The organism is Sorangium sp. So ce119 (genome assembly GCF_051524405.1).
GTDB lineage: Bacteria > Myxococcota_A > Polyangia > Polyangiales > Polyangiaceae > Sorangium > Sorangium cellulosum_G.
In genome coordinates, this window is record NZ_CP150310.1 from 10110081 (window position 1) to 10129989 (window position 19909).

The following is a 19909-nucleotide window of genomic DNA, read 5'->3' on the forward strand; positions in this document are numbered from 1 at the left end:
TTTCGACCACCGATCCGGTTGCGCGGCGGTCAAGCCACAGAAAAGACCCGCCATTCACGGGCCATGACCGACTTCCGCAGGCGATCCGCGGCTCGACGGAGCCCGATGCTAGGGACCCGAGCGGAACGCTGTCAATTCGACCTGGCCGCCGGCTCGAGCCCGCCCGGGTAGGCCCGAGGGCGCTCAAGCAAGGCGGGTGCCGCCGCGCCGCCGCGGCGGTCGTCCTCGCCGAGCCGGGCGGCGCCGTCAACTGGATTGCGCCGTAGACAACTCAGTAGGCGGGCCTCGACACGGGGCGCGACCTCCGCGACCTCAACCTGGGTCGGTCGGCGCCTCGACCTCAACCTGGGTCGGGCCTCGCGACCTCAACCTGGGTCGGGCCTCGCGACCTCAACCTGGGTCGGTCGACGCGACCTCAACCTCGGTCGGAGGGCGGCGGCCGGGGGCCGCCGGCTCGCTCGGGCGACCGGCGTCGGCGGGGGGAATGACGCTTCCCAGCAGGGCCGAGTTGTGGTCAGTGCCCGACCAGCATGTTGCGCGTCGCCCTCGCCATGGTCCCGGAGGTACGGCAGCTCCTCGCCGAGGATCCAGCGCAGCTCTCCGAATTGCTGGAGGAAATCCACGACGAGGACCTGGCCGACCTCATCGGCCTGCTGGACGACGCCGAGGCGGCGAAGGTCCTCATGGCCCTCAAGGCCGAGGACGCCGCGCCGATCTTCGAGCGCCTCGACGGCGAGATCCAGGAAGCGCTCGTCGAGAAGATGGGCGTCGAGAGCATCGCGCCGATCGTCTCCGAGATGGCGGCCGACGACCGCACCGATCTCATCGAGGCGCTCCCGGATCAGGTCAGCGACACGCTCCTCTCCACCCTCGAGAAGGTCGACCCCGAGGCCGCCGCCGAGGTCGAGGAGCTCGCCAAGTGGCCCGAGGACAGCGCCGGCGGGCTCATGACCACCGACTACGTGTCGGTGCACATCAACCTCACGGTCGCCGACGTGATCGAGCGGATCCGCGCCGTCGGTGAGGACGCCGAGACCATCTACTACGTGTACGTCGTCTCCGAGCGGGGGCACCTCATCGGCGTCGTGTCGCTGCGCGATCTCCTGCTCGCCTCGCCGTCCGAGAGGCTCTCGAACGTGATGACCGAGAACGTCTTCACCGTCAGCCCCGAGACCGACCAGGAAGAGGTCGCGCGGACCATGGCGAAGTACGACTTCAGCGCGCTGCCCGTGCTCTCCGGGGACCGGAAGCTGCTCGGCGTCATCACCGTCGACGACGTGATGGACGTCCTCACCCAGGAGCAGACCGAGGACGTGCAGCGGCTCGGCGCCGTCGGCCCCATCGAGGACAGCTACTTCAAGACGAGCTTCTGGACGTTCATCCAGAAGCGCGCCCCCTGGCTCGCCGTGCTGTTCGTCGGCGAGTTCATGACCGGCGAGGTGCTCCGTCGCTTCGAGCACGACCTCGAGGCCGTCGCGACGCTCGCCTACTACGTCCCGCTGCTCATCTCGACCGGCGGCAACTCCGGCTCGCAGTCGTCGTCGCTCATCATCCGCGGCCTCGCCGTCGGCGATGTGCGCGTCGGCGACTGGGCGAGCGTCCTCGTCCGCGAGCTCGGCCAGGCCGTCGTGCTCGGCCTCATCCTCTCGGTCATCGGCATGCTCCGCGTCTGGCTCTGGGGCGACGGCACCGGCTTCGTCCTGACGATCGGCGTGACGCTGATGGCGATCGTCCTCATGGGCTGCACCGTGGGCGCGATGCTCCCCCTCCTGCTCCGGCGCGTCGGCCTCGATCCGGCGACCAGCTCCACGCCGTTCATCGCGAGCCTCGTCGACGTCCTCGGGATCCTGCTCTACTTCACGATCGCCCGCATCTTCCTGGCCGACCTCCTCGCCGGGGCCGGCGCCGGCGGGTGAGCCGGCTCGTGCGGCGCGGCGTCGCCGGCGCCGAGGGCGGCGCCGCCGACGCCGCGCGGGCGCGCCACGTGCTTCCCGGCGCGCCGCGACCCTTGACGCGTCGGCCCCCATGGGGGAGTGAAACAGGCGTCTTCCGCTCGGCGCGAGTCGCGCTGAGCCCCTCCTAGGGAAGGAGTCAAGATGGCCGAAGGCTTGAATCGCGTGATGCTGCTCGGCAACCTGGGCGCCGACCCCGAGCTCCGGTTCACCCAGGGAGGGCAGGCCGTCTTGAACCTGCGGCTCGCCACGACCGAATCGTACCTCGATCGCGACAAGGTCCGGAAAGAACGGACGGACTGGCACAATGTCGTGATCTGGGGCAAGCGCGCCGAAGCCCTGGGCAAGATCCTCAGCAAAGGCTCCTCGATCTTCGTCGAGGGTTCGCTCCGCACGTCGAGCTACGACGATCGGGACGGCAACAAGCGCTACAAGACCGAGGTGGTCGCCAACAACGTCCTGCTGACGGGCGGCGGCCGCGGCCGCGGCGCGGTCGGCGATGATGCGGGCGCGTTCGGCGCCGACCCCGGCGGCGGCTACGCCGGCGGCGGCGGCGGCTACGCCGGCGGCGGCGGTGGTGGTGGCGGCGGCGGTTACGGTGGTGGCGGCGGCGGCGGGCGTCCGGCCGGCGGCGGTTACAACAACCGCGGTGGCGGCGGCGGTCGCCCGGCCCCGGCGGCGCAGGATCCCGGCCCCCCTGCGGACGACTTCGGCGGCGGCTACGGCGGCGGCAACGACGACGACATCCCGTTCTGATCGCTCCGCTGCGCCAGGCGCGGGCGTTCCCCCGAGACGACTCTCCTTCTCGTTGATCTCACCGAGACGGTAGCTCTCCTCGGGCCCGCGCCGATCTCCTCGCTCGCGGCGATGGTAGGCCCGAGGAGCCCCTGCCCCTCGGGGCGGGCAGCTCGGCTCCCCGCCGCGCTCACAGAGGCCTCGGCCGAGGCCGCCGCGCCAGCAGGACAGCCACGCCCGCCCCCGCGAGCACCCCCATCGCCGCAGCCGCAGCCGCGGGGTGCTCGGCAGCGACGAAGATCGCCCGCGCGAGCGCCCCCGGCTCCGGGGCCTCCACGAGCGCGCCCTCGATCGCGGTCGCGCCGAGCAGCTCGCCGCAGCGCGCCCCCGCCCCCTGCGCCGGCTCCAGGCAGACCACGCTGCAGAGCGCCGCGTCGCGCTCGCTCCCGGCGAAGCCGAGCACGTGCCGCCCGCGGATCGCCGTCGCTCGCTCGCCCACCTTCCCCGCCCCCTCGAACGCCTGCTCGAACCGGCGCGAGTCCGCGCGGATCTGCCCCGCCTCCCACCGCTCGATCGCCACCCCGAGCGCCCCGCGCACGAGCCCCGTGGCCCGGTCGAGCACCAGCTCCTCCAGCCCGGTGACCCACTGCCGCGACGGGGCCGTCACGCAGACAGCGCGCAGCGACAGCCCGTCCGCGTCGACGCCCCGGCGGAGCGTCACCTTCGCGCCCGCGATCGCCGACACGTCGATCGCGGGCAGCGCCTCCGCCGGCGTGTCGCGCGCCCCGGCGGGCAGCGAGAGCCGCAGCGCGACGCCCGGCGCGACGCCGTGCACCTCAGGCGCGATCGAGCTCATCCATCAAGGCGAGCAGCTCGCTGCGGATCTCGACCAGCGCCGCGCGCATGCGCTGCACCTCCTCGCTGCTCGCGCCCGCGTCGGGGGGCGGCGGCTCGATGCCGCCCTCGCGCAGCTTGCGCCGCGCCCCCGCGATCGTGAAGCGGTGCGAATAGAGGAGCTCCTTCACCTTGAGGAGCGTCTCGACGTCGCGCCGGCTGTAGACCCGCTGCCCCTTCGCCGACTTCTGCGGGCGGATGGAGCGGAACTCCGTCTCCCAGTACCGGAGCACGTGCGGCTCGACCCCCACGATGCCGGCCACCTCGCCGATCCGGTAGTACAGCTTCGCCGGAAGCTGCTGGCGCACCGCCAAGCGGTCTACTCCTCGGCCGCCGAGGCCGTCTCGCGCGGGTTGAGGGCCTGCTTCAGGATCTGGCTCGCCTTGAAGTTCAGGACCCGCCGCTCCGTGATCAGGATCGGGTCGCCGGTCTGGGGGTTACGGCCCTGCCGCTGGCGCTTGTCGCGCAGCACGAAGTTACCGAATCCGGAGATCTTGATCTTCTCCCCGCGACCCAGCGTTTCCTTCATGGTCTCGAACACGAGGTCCACCAGATCGGCGGACTCCTTCTTCGAGAACCCGCCAAGGCGGGAGTAGACCGCCTGAACGATTTCGGCTTTCGTCATGACACCCCCAACGCCCTTGCAGAGCGGGGGACGCGCCGCAACCCCTGAAGACCGTTCAGGAAGCCGCGTACGGTCCCCCGACCGGCTCGGGGCAGGATGCCAGCCTGCGTCGGGGAGGTCTAGGGGGGTCACGCAGGCTCCGCCCGATAGCGGTGGGCGCACTTCATGCACAGTTCCAGCGGATCAGCGGAGCTCGGAGCAGGCCTGGGGGACGTCGAGACCGGCGCCGCGCGCCGCCCGCCTCGGCGTCGGCGGCCAGGAGGCCCGGCGGCAGGATGCTGGTGTAGGGGCGCGGGGGAGCGCGGGAGGGCGCGGGCGCTGGACGCGCTCGCCGCGGCGGGGGGCCGCTCAGGCAGCGAGGTCGCCGAGGGGCCGCTCCTTCGTCGCCTGCCTCGACCAGGCGCCGACCACGGCCGCGTCGCTCGACGGCGCGTCGCTCCAGACGGCCGGCGCGCTCGAGGTCGCGTCGCGACGGCGCGCGAACTGCTCCCCGGCGACCATGAACGCGACGTAGAGGTAGCCGATCGCGAACAGCACCGCGAACGGCGTGGCGAAGTAGTGCCCCGTCTGGATCGACGCGACCACCGCGCCGCACGAGAGCACGGCGAGCATCGCCTCCGTGAGCGGCAGGTCGGTGCGCACCCGGTACCGGCCCTTGTTGTCGCCCTGCTTGGGCGTGCGCACGAACTCGCCGGCCATGCTGCGGAGCCCCTCGATCACGGCCTTCGAGAGGTGCGGCGCGAGCCCCGTACCGAGCGCGATCAACATCGGCAGGCGCACGACCGCGCCCCACCGCGAGCGGCCCTGCGCCGTCTCGGCCTGCATGTAGAACGCCGCGAGCGAGCCCGTGGTCGCCGTGCAGAGCGGCAGGTCGATGGCGACCATCGTCAGCGTGTCGGCGGCGGGGAACAGGACGAGCGCCGGCAAGAGGAGCACGCTCAGGAGCACGAGGAGCGGGTAGGCGAAGTGCGGGGTGAGGTGGAAGAACGCCTCGATCCGCTGCCCGACCGAGAGCTTGGCGCTGAGCACCGTCGCCATGAGCTTGCGCGCGGTCTGCACCGTGCCCTTGGCCCAGCGGTACTGCTGCGCGCGCAGCGCCGAGATGTCCTCCGGGAGCTCCGCCGGCGAGACGACATCCTCGCGGTAGATGAAGCGGTAGCCCGCGAGCTGCGCCCGGTACGACAGGTCGAGGTCCTCGGTCAGCGTGTCGTGCTGCCAGCCGCCGGCCTCGAGGATCGCGTCCTTGCGCCACATCCCGCCGGTGCCGGAGAAGTTGAACAGCAGGCCGGCGCCGAAGCGCGCGCGGTTCTCGACCAGGTGGTGGCCGTCGAGCATCAGGGCCTGCACCTGCGTCAGGATGGAGACGTCGCGGTTCAGGTGGCCCCATCGCGTCTGGACCATGCCGACCGTGGGATCCTCGAAGTGGCCGACGATCGAGCGGACGAAGCCCGGCTGCGGGATGAAGTCGGCGTCGAAGATCGCGACGAGCTCGCCCTTCGCGACCTTGAGGCCCGCGTCGAGCGCGCCCGCCTTGTAGCCGACCCGGTCCGTGCGGTGCAGGTACACCGCGTCGATGCCCTGCGCCCGCAGCCGCTCGACGTGCGCCCGGACGAGGCCCTGCGTCTCGTCCGTCGAGTCGTCGAGCACCTGGATCTCGAGCTTGTCGCGCGGGTAATCCATCCGCGCGACCGCATCGAGCAGCCGCGCCGCGACCGTCGACTCGTTGAACAGCGGGAGCTGGATCGTCACCGGCGGAAGATCGCGATCGGTCAGGGCGGCGACCTCCTGCGCGCGGGCGATCTTCGCGCGGTTGAACCGGCAGAGGACCACGAGGTGCAGTCGGTGCAGGCCGTAGGCGCTGAGGCCGAGCAGCACGCCGAAGTAGAGCACACAGAGCAGCATGGAGAGCATCGGGAGCACCTTCCGCCAGCGGGTGCCTTCCAGGCGTGGGTCCGGGCGAGAGCGCCGGTCTCCACGCCTGCAAATGCTGGCGGGTGACGAACGCGTACCATCCGCCGGATCCGAAGTTGTCATGCACTTGTAATTCGTTGCAACTCTCTGTCACGAGTCCTGGAAAGTTGACTCCGGGGCCGAGTCCTCCCCCCAGGAAAATGACAATCACCGACAATCCCTCTCCGGCCGTCCGCGCGGCGTTCGCCGCGGGTTCGCCGCGCCAAAGCGCGTGCGCAAGCGACACGCCGAGTAAGGTGATCTCCCGACAGCGGTCGCCGAAGTAAGGTGCTTTTCGTAAGGGAGTCTCTGGTGCCTGGTTCAATAACTACAGGCTTCACCTGACGCTCAGATTCACAGTGCTCCACAGTCCCGCGAGATTTTTGAGGCCTGTCCAGGGATCATGCGCACCCGGCGCGCACCCGGCGCGGGCCGAGGACCGGGGTCATCTGCGCCTGGCGCCGGCGGGGGGCCGGGGCTATCCGTTCCCGGATGAGTCGCGCGCTACTTAATGAACTGAAGGCTCGCCAGATCGCGTTCCTCGAGGCGCGGCTCGTCTCCGAGGCGGCCGCGCGGGACTTCCGGGAGCGGCTGCCCGCCGGCTTCGCGGCGCTGCTCGCGACGCCCCTCGGCGCGCTCGCGGACGCGGCGGCGATCGCGCGCGCGCTCGACGCGCTGGCCGCGGAGGAGTCGCTCCGGCGGGCGGTCCAGCCCGCGGCCGCCGCGGCGCTCGCGGCGCTCGTCGAGGCGGCGCGGGCCGAGCGGCGGCGGGCGAAGGAGCTCATGCCGGAGGGGGCGCGCGCCAAGATCGACCGCATCCTGGAGCAGCCGAAGCTCGTCCCGGAGCGGCTCGTGCGCGAGGTGCTGGAGAGCGCGGCGCTCGACGCGGTGATGCGCGACGTCCTCTACGACGCGCTGAAGGAGTTCTCCGAGAAGGTGAACCCGTTCTTCGCCGAGTGGGGCCTGCCCGCGCTGCTCAAGCGGGTCGCCCCGTTCGGCCTCGGCGGGGTCGGCAAGACCATGGGCACGATGCGGGGCGAGTTCGAGCGGCGGCTCGAGCCGGAGATCCGCCGGTTCCTGCAGGGCTTCTCGCGCACGGCGATGCGCCAGGTGCAGGACATCGTCGTCGCGAAGGGCGACACGCCCGAGTTCGTCGGCCTGCGCAAGCACGTCGCGACGTGGGTGCTGGAACAGCAGGTCAGCGAGCTCATCGGTCAGCTCGACGCGAAGAGCTCGGCGCTCGCCGAGGAGCTCGGGGCCGACGTCGCCGCCCAGGTGCTCCGGGACCGGCCCGTGCGGCAGCGGCTCCACGAGGCGACCGCGGCGTTCGTGGCCGCGCACGCGAACGAGCCGCTCGGCGAGGTGCTGGGGCGCTTCGGGATCAGGCCCGCGCTCGACTTCGACGCGCTCGCGGCCGCGCTCTGGCCCGTCGTGCGGAGCCTCTGCGCGACCGAGCCGGTGCGCGCCTGGATCGCGTCCGTGGTCGAGGAGTTCTTCGACGGGCTGCCGGACGGGATCGCCCCGCCCGCCTGACCGCGCGAGGCAAGCCGGGACCGGCGGCGCCGGCGGCCGGCGAGGGCGCGCCCCGGCGCGGGGAGCGCGGGGGCGCGCTCACGCCGGGGCGCGCGCGGCCGCTCAGCCCATGGCCGACGCGTCCGCGACCGCCGACTCGATGTACGCGAGGCCGCGCGACGGGCACGCGGGCAACGTGGGCGCGAACGCCTCCATGTCGAGCATCATCTGCGGGCCGGCCGCGAGCGTGAGCACCACGACGGGCACGCGCGGGGACATGCGGCGGAGCTCCTCCATCTCGCTGTGCACCTCCGCCTCGTCCCGCGGAACGAGCACCATCACGTGAGGACGCCACCGGGCAAGCACGTCACGCGCATGGCCGAGCCCGCAGCACGTCTCCACCGTGTAGTCCCGGGACGAGAGGAAGTGGACGAGCGGCTGGGAGTTGCTGGCGTCGTCGTCGATCACCAGAACGCGGGTCGTGCTCTCGATCTCCATGGGTATCCCCCGTTGGCGGCCACCACGGACCGCGATGGTTAAGACCAGTTCTTCATCGCCTGGCGCACGGAAACCATACTCCATCGGAGGCAAAGCGCGATGTCAAACGCGCCTCATCGCATCACGCGACGCGTTGATACGCGCTTGAAACACCAGCGCTTTCCGCCTGTCTCTTCCGTGACTTGCCCGCGGTCCGCGCCGGATGTGCCCGGGCTCGGCGCGGGATCAGCCGCCGAGGTAGGCCGCTCGGATCTCCTCGTTCGCCGCGAGATCCTTCGAGTCGCCGCTCATGGCGATCTGCCCTGTACGGAGCACGTAGGCTCGGGTGGAGTACTTGAGGGCGAGTCGGGTGTTCTGCTCAACGAGGAGTACGGTCGTCCCTGACGCCGCGATCGTGGCGATCGACTCGAAGATATCGGCGACGAGCCGCGGGGCGATGCCGAGCGAGGGCTCGTCGAGGAGCAGCATGGCGGGGCGCGCCATCATGGCGCGGCCGATCGCGAGCATCTGCTGCTCGCCGCCGGAGAGGGTGCCGCCGTGCTGGTGCATGCGCTCGCCGAGGCGGGGGAAGAGCTTCACCACGTCGTCGAGGGTCTCGGCCATGGTGGGGCCGTGCTTGTGGCACCACGCGCCGAGCTCGAGGTTCTCGCGGACGGTCAGGTTCGAGAAGATCGCGCGCCCCTCCGGGACGAGCGAGACGCCGGACGCGACGAGCTCCTCGGCCGTCACGGACGCGAGATCCCTGCCGTCGTAGCGGATGCGACCGGCGGCGATCGGCAGGAGGCGGACGACCGTCTTCAGCGTGGTCGTCTTGCCGGCGCCGTTGGCGCCGATCATCGCGACGATCTCGCCGCGCCGCACCTCGAGGCTGACGCCCTTCAGCGCCTTGATGCCGCCGTAGCTGACCGCGAGATCCTCGACGACGAGCAGGGGCTCGCCGGGGGCCACCGAGGGGGGCTGCCGCGTCGGGTGCGTCGTCTTCATGCGGGCTCCTGCGCCGCCGCGGAGGCCGCGGGGCGGGCCTCGGCCGGCTCCTCGGCGACCTCCTCGCCGAGGTAGGCGGCGAGGACCTTCGGGTCCTTGCGCACGGCCTCCGGGGCGCCGTGCGAGATGGTCTCGCCGTGATCGAGGACGTGGATCTCCTCGCACACCCCCATCACGACCTGCATGTTGTGCTCGACCAGCACGACCGTGATCTCGAACGTGTCGCGCAGCCAGCGGATCTGCTGCTTGAGCCCCTCGGCCTCGCCGTAGTTCATGCCCGCCGCCGGCTCGTCGAGCAGCAAGAGCTTCGGCTTGAGCATCATCGCCCGGGCGATCTCGAGGCGGCGCTGGTTGCCGTACGAGAGCGACGTCGAGATCTCGTCCGCCATGTCCTCGAGCTTGAACACCGAGAGCAGCGAGAGCGCGCGCTCGGTCATCTCCTGCTCGTCCTTGTAGAAGAACGGCGAGCGGAGCAGGGCGGAGGCGAGCGTCGAGCGGCGCAGGTTCTCGCAGGCGACGAGCACGTTCTCGAGCACCGTGAGCTGGCCGAAGAGGCGGATGTTCTGGAACGTGCGGGCGACGCCGAGCCGGGCGATCTGGCTCGGCTTGAGCGGCGCGAGGTCGGTCCCGCCGAAGTGGATCGAGCCCTCGTCGTGCTTGTAGACGCCGGTGATCAGGTTGAACACCGTCGTCTTGCCGGCGCCGTTCGGGCCGATGAGCCCGAAGATCGAGCGCTCGGGCACGGAGAAGGAGACGTCGCCGACGGCCCGCAGGCCGCCGAACCGCTTCGTGACATGCTTCAGATCGAGGTTCACTCGAGCTCCCTCCCGGTCGGCTTGACCTCGCGCTCGAGGGCGGTGCCGGGCCGCTCCTCCGCGGGGGGCGCGCCGCCCTCGCGCTCGGCGGCGGCCTCGGCGCCCGTCGTGGCGGGCACGGGCTCGGCCGGCCCCACGGGGGGGCGCTTCTTGCGCGCCCAGCGCCGGTCGAAGAGCTCGCGCTCGCCGAAGAGCCCCTCGGGGCGGAGGATCATCAGCCCGATGAGGATGGCGGCGTAGAGCACCATCCGCAGGGCGTTCAGGTCGAGCGCGGGGTAGGCGGCCTTCAGCGCGAGCACGCTGTCGAGGCCCTGGAGCTGCTCGATGAGCTTCACCGTGAAGGTCACGAGCACGCCGCCCACGATCGACCCGGTGACGCTGCCCGAGCCGCCGAGGATCACCATCGTGATGGCGTCGAACGAGTAGTTGAACGTGAACTGGTCGGGCTGGACCGTGGGGTTGCCGTCGCGCATCGCGGAGAGCAGGGCGCCGGCGACGCCGCCGCCGGCGGCGGCGATGACGAAGGACGTGACCTTGTAGCGGGTGGGGTCGACGCCCACCGCGGCGGAGGCGATCTCGTCCTCGCGGAGCGCGCGCAGGGCGCGGCCCCAGCCGGAGAACTTGAGCCGCCACGCGATGATGGTCGCGACCACGACGGCGCCGAAGATCCAGAACGGTCCGGCGTACTGCGGGACGCCGGTGTCGTCGGGGCCGGCGTAGCCGATCGGGCCGCCGAGCGCGCCGAGCAGCCTGCCGACCGTCCCCTGGTCGGCGACGCCGGTGGTCGCCGTGGCGATCGTGAGGCGGAAGATCTCGGCGAACCCGAGGGTCACGATGGCGAGGTAGTCGCCGCGCAATCGGAGGCTCGGCAGGCCGACGATGAGGCCGAAGAGCGCCGCGACGAGCCCGGACGCGAGCAGCGAGGCGGGCATCACGAGGAACGAGTTGCCGAAGAGCGGATCGCCGCCGCCGAGCTGCTGGTGCAGGTTGCCGGCGACGATCGCGCCGGTGTACGCGCCGATGCCGACGAAGCCGGCGTGGCCGATCGAGAACTGGCCCGCCATGCCGTTGATGACGTTGAGCGAGAGCGCCGCGATGACGTTGACCATCGCGAACAGGGCGAGCTGCCGCCATGCGGCGTCCGGCAAGAGGGTCTCGAAGCCGAACTCCAGGGCGACGACGACGCCGAGGAGCCCGAGCGCCTGGAGGACGCGCTGCAACGGTCGAGGCATGGCCGGGCCACAGTTGATTGGGCCGAGCCGTACCGTCAAGCGGTAGCTTTATTTGATGACGCGCAAATAGGGGGGCAGCTCGCGCTTTGGCTTGCCCGATCCGGGGCGCTGCCTGGGATCCGCCTCACCGGAGCTGCCGGATTCGTCGTCTTCGCCTTCCTCCGCGGCGGGCCGCACCGGCGCGAGGGCCGGGGCGGGCACCGCCGCGAGCGGCCTCACGGGCGCGCCGGCGTCGCGCGCCGGGGCCTCGCCGGCGCTGCGGCGCTCGCCGGTCTCCACCGGATCCACCTCGGGGCGGCGCCCGCGGTCGCGCGCGCGCGCCTCGTCCGACGCCTCGTCCGAGCGCTCGTCGTCGCTGGGGGTCGCGACGGCGGCGAGCCGGGGGCGCGGGCGCTTGCCGGGCTTCTGCGGCGGGCCCGCCTGGGGCCGCTGCTGCTTCTGCGCGGCGAGATCGGCCGGGATGTCCTCGGGCCACACCATGCCGCGCTGGTCCTCGCTCACGAGCGCCCAGATCGCGTGCCACGGCAGGCGGCACAGGAACGGCGCGCGGTTGAACGAGAGCGTGCAGCTGATCCCCTCGTCGTCGACCTTGAGGTCGGGGATGGGGATCGCCATGTTCATCCCGACCTGCAGGATGAGCTGCGGCTGCCCCGTGAACCACTTGGGGACGAAGACACCGGGCCGGCGCGGGTCGAGGTGGATGAACACGCTCGGCTCTCGCTCGAGGAGGGCCAGCGCGACGTCCTTTTTCGGCGGAAGCGGTCTCTGCACGTCGGACATCGTACTGCTCTGCCCAATACCCCGGACCGCGCGGCTCCGCCAGCGCTTCGGGCCCTGGCGAGCCGGGCGGCGCGCCGCGAGCGGGCCGCGGCGCGCCAGCCGCCAGGCGACTCCAGCAGGTCTGTAGAAAGATCGCTGTACGTGCGCGCGCGCCGCGCCCCTGGCGCCGAGGTGCGCGGGGCAGGACGGAAGACGGCGCGCGCGGCGGCGGCGGGGGCTCGGGTCACGCCGCGGAGCGCCGGCTCAGCTCGATGGGGACCTCCGAGAGGGTGACGCGGTGCTTGCCGCCGCTCGTGAGGGGGATGTCGTCGACGAGCTGGACGCAGACCTCGGCGCGCTCGCCCAGGTGCTGCCGGACGGTGCGCTCGATGAGCCGCGCGGTCTCGGGCTGGAAGCCCTCGGCGGGCACGAGCCTCACCGTGATCGCGCGGCGCCGGTCCTGGTAGACCTGGTAGCGGGCGATCGTGGGCTGGTCCTTGATGAGGTGCGGGAAGAACTCCCCCGCGAGCAGCTCGCCGTCGGGGCCGACGAGCAGGTCGAGGACGCGCCCCTCCACCGAGGCGAGCATCGGCAGGCCGCGGCCGCACCCGCACGCCGCGCCGGCGGCGATCGCGACGTCCTGGTTCTTGTAGCGGATGAGCGGCATCGATCGGCAGACGAGGTCCGTCACGACGACCTCCCCCGCCTCGCCCGGGAGCGCGTGCCGCCCGTCGCGGAGCAGCTCGACGTACACGCTCTCCATGTTGATGTGCTTGCCGGCGTGCCGCTCGCACTCGGCGGCGATGAGCATGAGCTCGCGGCAGCCGTACCGGTCGAACACCGGGGCGCCGAAGGCGCGCTCGATCGCCTCGCGCTGGTGCGCGAAGAGCCGCTCCGCGCTGGTGACGACCCCGCGCGGCGCGGGGAGCGCGCGCCCCTCCGCGAGCGCGTAGCGCGCCGCCTGGTAGAGCGCGCCCGCGTACCCGACGATGAGCTGGGGCCGGTACCGCGCGATCTCGTCGAGCAGCGCGGCGAGCCGCCGCTCGGACATGTCGAAGGCGGAGATCATCTTCTTGCGGAGGATGGCCTCGTGCAGGGAGCGCTTCGCCTTCTTCGCGAGGGTCTCGGGGAGCAGCTGGGTGCTCCACAGGTGGAGCTCCCTGTCGCCGAGCCGGGCGCCCGCCCACCGGTCGGACCGCATGGCCGCGGCGATGCGGCGCTCGTAGGTGCGGTGGTCGAACCGGAACTGCACCGGCTCTCCCGTGGAGCCCCCCGTGCCGCTCGCGTAGAGCCGCCCGACGAAGCCCTCGGCGAGGAGATCGCGCCCGTGGGCGCGGAGATCGGCCCGCGTGAGGACCGGGATCCGCAGGAGGTCCTCCGGCGATTTCACCGAGGCGACGCGCACGCCGTGCTCCGCGAACCGGGCCCGGTAGAAGGGGACGTTCTGCTCGGCGAAATGGAGCGCCGCGAGCATCCGCCGGAAGCTGAGATCGCGGATCTCTCCTTCCGATCGCCACTGGGAGCGCTCGAGCTCCTCCAGGGCTCTGAGGGTGTCCCTGCCCCTCAACCGGGTCTCGTAGAGCGGAAACAGGATGTTTCGAAACAGCCCACCGTACATGGTGGAGAGCGTCGCTTCGAATCATCGGCAGTCAAGCGCGCGAGGGCGCTTCTCCCGCGATTCCCCATCATCGTGGCGCGGAGTTCGACCGGAGCGGCGCGCGCCGGCGACTTCCGTCCTGCCGGAGATCATGAGCGCTCGGATCCCTCGCTGCACAGGCATGCTTCCATCGCGACCCGGGTGTCGCGATCCGGACATCCAGTCCGACCGGCGCGGGCGGCGCGGGCGGCGCGGGCGGCGCATGGAAGAGCGCGTCAGCCGGCGCCCTGGGCCGCGGGCGAGCTCGACCCCAGGATGGCGACGGTGGCGCCGACGAGGATGATCGCGGCGCCAGCGACCTCGGTGGCCGTCGGGATGGCGTCGAGCCACAGGGCGCCGATGACGATCCCGCCCAGCGTCTCGCCGGGGGAGACGAGCGCGACGATCGCCGGGGACATGCGCCGCGCCGCGGCCTGCACCGCGGTGTGGCCGACCAGGGTGGGGACGAGCGCGAGCGCGACGATGGCGACGGCGGCGTGGGCGGGCGGCGGGGAGACGCCCTCGAGCGCGCCAGGCGCGGCGGGGAGCGCCGCCGCGAGGAAGACGGCGGCGCTCGCGTAGACGAGCGCGGCGTAGCTCCGCGCCGGCAAGGCGTCCCGGAGGGCGCGGGCGAAGGAGACGTAGAGGCCGTAAAGGAGGGTGGCGCCGACGACCATGAGGTCGCCCGAGAGCCGGTGATCGCCGGAGCCGGCCGCGCGCGCGACCAGGGCGGCGCCGGCGGTGGCGAGGAGCACGCCGGCCTGCTCGGAGCGCGTGGGGCGGACGCGGAAGAACACCCACGCGCAGAGCACGACCGCGAGCGGCTCGAGCGAGATGAGCGAGAGCGCCGCGGCGAGGGAGGTGCGGTCGAGCCCCCAGAGAAAGAGCGCGAAGTGGACGGCGAGCAGGAGCCCCGCGGCCAGGACGGCGGCGCGCTGGCGCAGCGAGAGGGCGGCGGCGGAGCGGGCGATCCCGCGCAGGTCGATCAGCGAGAGCGCCACGGCGGCGAGGGCGACCCTGCCGAAGGCGATGAAGAGCGGATGGACCGGGCGCGCGTACCGGGCGAGAGGGCCGCTCGTGGCGAAGGCGAGGCTGGCCAGGACGACGAAGAGCGCCGCGCCCCGGGCCGTGACGCGCTGCTTGGCCGCCATGCGGTGGTGCTAGGTCAGTCGGCGGGGAAAGACAATCCAGCGGCGGTGACGCCCTGCCGGCGCGGTCACCGGGGCGGGGGCGGCGGCGGCGCGATGGTGAGGAGGTTGAGGCCGCCCGGGTACTGGTAGCTCGTGTAGGAGCCGTAGCCGATCACCTGGACGCCGACGGGGGCCGAGGCGATCAGCACGTGCGCGCCGCTGTTGCCGCGGCCGAGCTTGACGCGCGCGACGCCGAAGCCCGAGCCGTTGCCGATGGGGGTCGGCGCGGCGTCCAGAGCGGCGCCGTCGAGCGTGACCGAGGCGTCCATCGGCTGGATGATGTCGACGTAGCTCTCGTCGTAGTCGCTCGGCGCGAGGAAGACGTACTTGGTGCGGTATTGCTCGACGGCGGTGGGGTGGCTCTGCGACGGGTCGCCCCTCTCGTTGGTCTGGCCGGTGGAGCTCTCGACGGCCTCGGCGCCCAGCATGAACGAGCTGACCGCGAACTCGTGATCTCCCACCACCTCGAAGTCCCTCCGCACCATGCTGAGGTCGACGACCTGGCCGGCGTTGATCCTGGTCGGCGCGCCGTCCGGCCGGCCGGACGGATAGGTGAGCGCCGTGCCGTCGACATTGCCGTAAAGACGCACGATATGCCCGACGACCTGGCCGCCCGGCGACGTCGGGACCGTGACGAAGTAACGCTTGCCCAGGGTCTCGGCGGGGAACACCGACTCCTCGATGTGGTCGCACGCGTCGCGGCCGATCGGCGACTGCACGCACGGCATACCCGTCAGCACCTGGACGGGGTTCGTGGCGGTGACGAGGCTGCCGCTGAGGTCCGTGGCCGGGTCGCCGAGGACCTCGACGACGTCGCCCTCGTCGAGCTCGACCGTGAAGCGCTCGCCGCCGCGCGTGGCGGGGATGCCGCCGCCGGCGACCACCGCGCCGTCCTGGGCCACGCTCACCGTGACGCTGGTGCCGTCCCTGGTGCCGGTGATGACCATGTATCCGCCCATCGAGACCTGGGACCAGCCCTGCTGGCCGGTGATGCGGTAATTGCCTGTCATCGCCGTGCTCGGCAGGAGCAGCGAGGCGTCGTTGGTGAACGAGAAGCAGCCAGCGGTGCTGCCATTGCACACCTGGTTGCCCGGGCAGGAGGCCCAGTCCTTGCCGGCGGGGCCCCCCGCGCCCTTGTACTCGAGCGCGTTGAACTGATAGACGGTGACCGGCCTGGTCGAGACGAGGTGGTACGCGCCGCCGTCCACGCGGACCGACCGGTCGATCGACCGGCCCGAGGCGCACGCATTCGCGTCGGGTCCCTTCAGCTCGGGGACCCAGGGGAGATAGATCTTGGACAGGCTGTTGGGCGGGATCTCGGCCTGCGCGACGGCCTCGCCGGCGCGCGTCACCTCGACCTCGGCGACCTCGTCTCCCGCGTTCGCGACGACGACCGCATAGTCGAAGATCGACCAGACGACGTTGGCGGTGACCGTGGGCCAGAAGTCGCAGCCGACATAGGACTTGTTCGCGGCGGCCTCCGCGCACGTCTTCGGATCCTCCGCCGGCACCAGGACATCGCCGCCGCCGCCGCCGACCCCGGTGGTGGTGGCGCCGCTGCCGAGATCGTCCGGGATGCCGCCCGTCGCCGTCGAGCCGCCGTCGCCCGAGCCGCCGGCGCCGCCGGCGCCGCTCGTGCTCCCAGGACCGGAGGATCCCGATCTGGAGGACGCAGGCGCCGATGTACCGCTGGCGGAGCAAGCGACCGCGGAGACGGCGCCCAGCCACAGTCCTAGGCCGAGAAACAGAGAGTGCTTCGAGATCTGCATGGGCCCTCCCGTCGACGGACTTCGAGCACAGGGGCGTGTGCGACAGCCCGGCTCGCTTGGGAAATCAGAGTGGTTTGCTGAAGCAGCTGGTGGGGTGCTTTCGCACTCGAGGACACGCTGGTGTCCATCGATCCCGGCTACGCGCTTTTGTGCCGCGACGCAAGCATGCGGAACAAATCCGCCCCTGGCGCCATTTCTGTAATCAATGGACAGGCAGGATCGCCGGATTTAATGAATTGATCATTACATTGCAGCGCTGCGCCGGGAGGCGCGGGGGAGCGCTAGCCGGCGCCCAGCAGCGGGGCGAGGAACTGACCGGTGTACGAGGCCGGCACCTTGGCGACGTCCTCCGGCGTCCCCTCGGCGATGACGCGGCCGCCGCCGGCGCCGCCCTCGGGGCCGAGGTCGATCACCCAGTCGGCGCACTTGATGACATCGAGGCTGTGCTCGATGACCACCACGGTGTTGCCCGCCTCGACCAGCCGGTGGAGCACGCCGAGGAGCTTGCGGATGTCCTCGAAATGCAGGCCCGTCGTCGGCTCGTCGAGCACGTAGAGCGTGCGCCCCGTCTGGCTCTTGCCGAGCTCGCGGCTCAGCTTCACGCGCTGCGCCTCGCCGCCGCTCATCGTCGGCGCGCTCTGGCCGATCTTCATGTACCCGAGGCCGACCTCGACCAGCGTGTCGAGGACGCGCCGGAGGGCGACGTGGTGCTCGAAGAGCTGCCGGCAGTCCTCGATGCTCGTGTCGAGGATGTCGGCGATGCTCTTGCCCTTGTACCGCACCGCGAGCGTCTGCGCGCTGTACCGCTTGCCGGCGCACACGTCGCAAGGGACGTAGACGTCGGCGAGGAAGTGCATCTCGACCTTCACCATGCCGTCGCCGCTGCACGCCTCGCAGCGCCCGCCCTTCACGTTGAAGCTGAACCGCCCCGGGCCATAGCCGCGCGCGCGCGACTCCGGCAGCTCGGCGAAGATCTCGCGGATCTGGTCGAACGCCTTCGTGTACGTCCCCGGGTTCGACCGCGGCGTGCGGCCGATCGGCTTCTGGTCGATCGCGATCACCTTGTCGAGCGCCTTGAGCCCCTTGATCGCGCGGTGCGCGCCGACCGGCTCGGTGCTGTTGTGGAGCGCCCGGCCCAGCGCCGGGAGGAGGATGCCGTTCACGAGCGAGCTCTTGCCGGCGCCGCTCACCCCGGTCACCGCGAGCAGCACCCCGAGCGGGAACCGGACATCGATGCTCCGCAGGTTGTGCTCGGACGCGCCCAGGATCTCCAGCCACCCGCGCGGCGCGCGCCGCGCCGCGGGCACCTCGATGCGCGCGCGCCCGGACAGGTACGCGCCGGTCAGGCTGTCGGGGTGGCGCTCGACCTCCTCGGGCGTCCCCGCGGCCATCACCCGGCCGCCGAGGTGCCCCGCGCCGGGGCCGAAATCCACGACGTAATCGGCGGCCCGGATCGTCTCCTCGTCGTGCTCGACCACGAGCACCGTGTTGCCCAGATCCCGGAGGCGCCGCAGCGTCTCGATGAGGCGCTGGTTGTCCCGCTGGTGCAGGCCGATGCTCGGCTCGTCGAGCACGTACATCACCCCGGAGAGCTCGCTGCCGAGCTGGCTCGCCAGCCGGATGCGCTGCGCCTCGCCGCCGCTCAGCGTCGGGCCGGAGCGATCGAGCGTCAGGTAATCGAGGCCCACGTTCAGGAGGAAGCTTAGCCGGCTCGTGATCTCCCGACGCACCCCCTCCGTGATCTTCTGCCGGTTACCCGGGAGCTCCAGCCGGGAGAAATGGTCGAATGCGTCCCGCACCGTCATCGCGGTGACGTCGGCGATCCCCCTGTCGGCGACGCGCACGGCGAGCGACTCCGGGCGCATGCGCCGGGCGCCGCAGGCGTCGCACGCGCGCTCGCTCATGAACTTGCGGTAGGCCTCCCGCGCCGACTCGGACGACGACTGCTGGAACCGGCGCATCAGGCTGGGGATCACGCCCTCGAAGCGCATGCCCCAGGTGCCGTGCGTCTCGGTCCCCTCCTTGCCCCACGTCACCGCGATGCGCTTGCCCGAGAGGCCATGGAGCACCATCTCCTGCTTCTTCGCCCCGAGCTTGCGCCAGGGCGCGTCGAGGTCGACCGAGCACGCCTTGGCCACGGCGTCGATGATGCGGAACGTCCAGCCCTCGCCGCGCGCCATGGCCGTCGCCCAGGGGGCGATGGCGCCCTCGCGGATCGACAGCGAGGGGTCCGGGATCACGAGGTCGGGGTCGATCTCGAGGCGGGTGCCGAGGCCGTTGCAGGCGCCGCACATGCCGAGCGGGCTGTTGAACGAGAAGCTCTGCGGCGAGAGCTCGGGGAAGCTCTGGCCGCAGCAGGAGCGCGCGGCGCTGAACAGCAGCGGGGCCGCCGGGCGGCGCTTGCGCGCGGCGGCCCCGTCGTCGGCCTGGAGCTCGACCCGGAGCTCGCCGCGGCCCTCCTGGAGCGCGAGCTCGACGCCCTCGGTGATGCGCTGGCGCTCGTCCGCGCGCACGACCAGCCGGTCCACGACGAGCGCGATGGTGTGCTTGAGCTTCTTGTCGAGCCGCGGCGCCTCGTCGAGCCGGTGCTGCGCCCCGTCGATCTCGACCCGCACGAAGCCGCGGCCCCTGAGCTCCTCGAAGAGGTCCTTGAACTCCCCCTTCCGGTGCGTCACGAGCGGCGCGAGCAGCACGAACTTCGTCCCCTCGGGCATCGCGAGGAGCTCGTCGACGATCTGCTCCGAGCTCTGCGCCTTCACCGGCTTGCCGCAGAGATGGCAATGCTGCTCGCCGGCGCGCGCATAGAGCACGCGCAGGTAATCGTAGACCTCCGTGATCGTGCCGACCGTGGAGCGCGGATTGCTCGACGCGCTCTTCTGCTCGATGGCAATCGTCGGCGACAGCCCGCGCAGGTGCTCGACCTGCGGGCGCTCGAGCTGACCGAGGAACTGGCGGGCGTAGGAGCTCAGCGTCTCGACGTATCGCCGCTGCCCCTCGGCGTAGAGCGTGTCGAACGCGAGGCTCGATTTGCCCGAGCCGCTCACCCCCGTGAACACGACGAGCTTGCGCTTCGGCACCTCGAGCCGATCGATGTGGAGGTTGTGCTCGCGCGAGCCGAGCACCTCGATGAAATCCGGCTCGCGCGCCGCATCGAGGAGCTTGAGGGGCGCCCGGTGCTCCGCCGGATCGAGCGCCGGCGCGGCCGGCGCCGCGCGCCGCGCGCCGCGGAGCTTCCCCGCGCTGGCCGCCGCCGCGCTCCGGGGGGTGGATGTCGTGGAGTTCGTCAACTGCGGCTGTGCCGATCCGTTCGTTCGCGCGCCCATCGGGATTCCCGACCGGCATTAACATGGTGGCGCGC

The 19909-nt window shown here is 71.8% G+C and carries 16 protein-coding genes; 3 read left to right on the plus strand and 13 right to left on the minus strand.

The window, feature by feature from the left end:
* Positions 1-530: 530 nt before the first annotated feature.
* Together mgtE and WME76_RS38295 are read left to right on the plus strand one after the other, a co-directional pair.
* Positions 531-1916: a magnesium transporter gene (mgtE, locus tag WME76_RS38290; RefSeq protein ID WP_437957099.1), complete on the plus strand. Its 1386-nt coding sequence runs from the start codon at positions 531-533 to the stop codon at positions 1914-1916.
* 180 nt (positions 1917-2096) lie between these two features.
* The gene (locus WME76_RS38295; RefSeq protein WP_437957100.1) at positions 2097-2708 is read left to right on the plus strand and encodes a single-stranded DNA-binding protein; all 612 of its coding nucleotides are present in this window, start codon (positions 2097-2099) and stop codon (positions 2706-2708) included.
* A 169-nt stretch (positions 2709-2877) separates the two neighbouring features.
* Here WME76_RS38295 and WME76_RS38300 read toward each other — a convergent pair whose 3' ends face one another.
* From WME76_RS38300 to WME76_RS38315, 4 genes are all read right to left on the minus strand, one after another.
* Positions 2878-3543: a hypothetical protein gene (locus WME76_RS38300; protein ID WP_437957101.1), complete on the minus strand. Its 666-nt coding sequence runs from the start codon at positions 3541-3543 to the stop codon at positions 2878-2880.
* Positions 3524-3889, minus strand: a complete 366-nt coding sequence (locus tag WME76_RS38305; protein ID WP_433930807.1) for a MerR family transcriptional regulator — start codon at positions 3887-3889, stop codon at positions 3524-3526. The genes WME76_RS38300 and WME76_RS38305 overlap by 20 nt, the downstream gene beginning before the upstream one ends.
* A gap of 11 nt (positions 3890-3900) precedes the next feature.
* Positions 3901-4206, minus strand: a complete 306-nt coding sequence (locus tag WME76_RS38310; protein WP_012241218.1) for an integration host factor subunit alpha — start codon at positions 4204-4206, stop codon at positions 3901-3903.
* A gap of 348 nt (positions 4207-4554) precedes the next feature.
* The gene (locus WME76_RS38315) at positions 4555-6117 is read right to left on the minus strand and encodes a glycosyltransferase (RefSeq protein WP_437957102.1); all 1563 of its coding nucleotides are present in this window, start codon (positions 6115-6117) and stop codon (positions 4555-4557) included.
* Between the two features lie 531 nt (positions 6118-6648).
* Between WME76_RS38315 and WME76_RS38320 the strand changes: the two genes are divergently transcribed.
* A complete protein-coding gene (locus WME76_RS38320) occupies positions 6649-7689 on the plus strand; it encodes a hypothetical protein (RefSeq protein ID WP_437957103.1) in 1041 nt (346 codons plus the stop codon).
* A 102-nt stretch (positions 7690-7791) separates the two neighbouring features.
* Here WME76_RS38320 and WME76_RS38325 read toward each other — a convergent pair whose 3' ends face one another.
* From WME76_RS38325 to uvrA, 9 genes are all read right to left on the minus strand, one after another.
* A complete protein-coding gene (locus WME76_RS38325) occupies positions 7792-8166 on the minus strand; it encodes a response regulator (RefSeq protein WP_437957104.1) in 375 nt (124 codons plus the stop codon).
* Between the two features lie 225 nt (positions 8167-8391).
* Positions 8392-9150, minus strand: a complete 759-nt coding sequence (locus WME76_RS38330) for an ABC transporter ATP-binding protein (protein WP_437957105.1) — start codon at positions 9148-9150, stop codon at positions 8392-8394.
* On the minus strand, positions 9147-9965 hold the full coding sequence (locus tag WME76_RS38335; protein ID WP_437957106.1) for an ABC transporter ATP-binding protein: 819 nt from the start codon (positions 9963-9965) through the stop codon (positions 9147-9149). Before WME76_RS38335 ends, WME76_RS38330 begins: the two co-directional genes overlap by 4 nt.
* The gene (locus tag WME76_RS38340; protein WP_437957107.1) at positions 9962-11197 is read right to left on the minus strand and encodes a branched-chain amino acid ABC transporter permease; all 1236 of its coding nucleotides are present in this window, start codon (positions 11195-11197) and stop codon (positions 9962-9964) included. Before WME76_RS38340 ends, WME76_RS38335 begins: the two co-directional genes overlap by 4 nt.
* A gap of 48 nt (positions 11198-11245) precedes the next feature.
* Positions 11246-11977: a ClpXP protease specificity-enhancing factor SspB gene (locus WME76_RS38345; RefSeq protein WP_437957108.1), complete on the minus strand. Its 732-nt coding sequence runs from the start codon at positions 11975-11977 to the stop codon at positions 11246-11248.
* A gap of 223 nt (positions 11978-12200) precedes the next feature.
* Positions 12201-13574, minus strand: coding sequence for a phenylacetate--CoA ligase family protein (locus WME76_RS38350; RefSeq protein WP_437957109.1), 1374 nt, complete (start codon positions 13572-13574; stop codon positions 12201-12203).
* A 254-nt stretch (positions 13575-13828) separates the two neighbouring features.
* On the minus strand, positions 13829-14743 hold the full coding sequence (locus tag WME76_RS38355) for a DMT family transporter (protein WP_437957110.1): 915 nt from the start codon (positions 14741-14743) through the stop codon (positions 13829-13831).
* Between the two features lie 65 nt (positions 14744-14808).
* Positions 14809-16551 carry an IgGFc-binding protein gene (locus WME76_RS38360; RefSeq protein ID WP_437957111.1) on the minus strand — a complete coding sequence of 581 codons (1743 nt, stop codon included), beginning with the start codon at positions 16549-16551 and terminating at the stop codon, positions 14809-14811.
* A gap of 281 nt (positions 16552-16832) precedes the next feature.
* Positions 16833-19874, minus strand: coding sequence for an excinuclease ABC subunit UvrA (gene uvrA, locus WME76_RS38365; RefSeq protein ID WP_437957112.1), 3042 nt, complete (start codon positions 19872-19874; stop codon positions 16833-16835).
* Positions 19875-19909 lie beyond the last annotated feature (35 nt).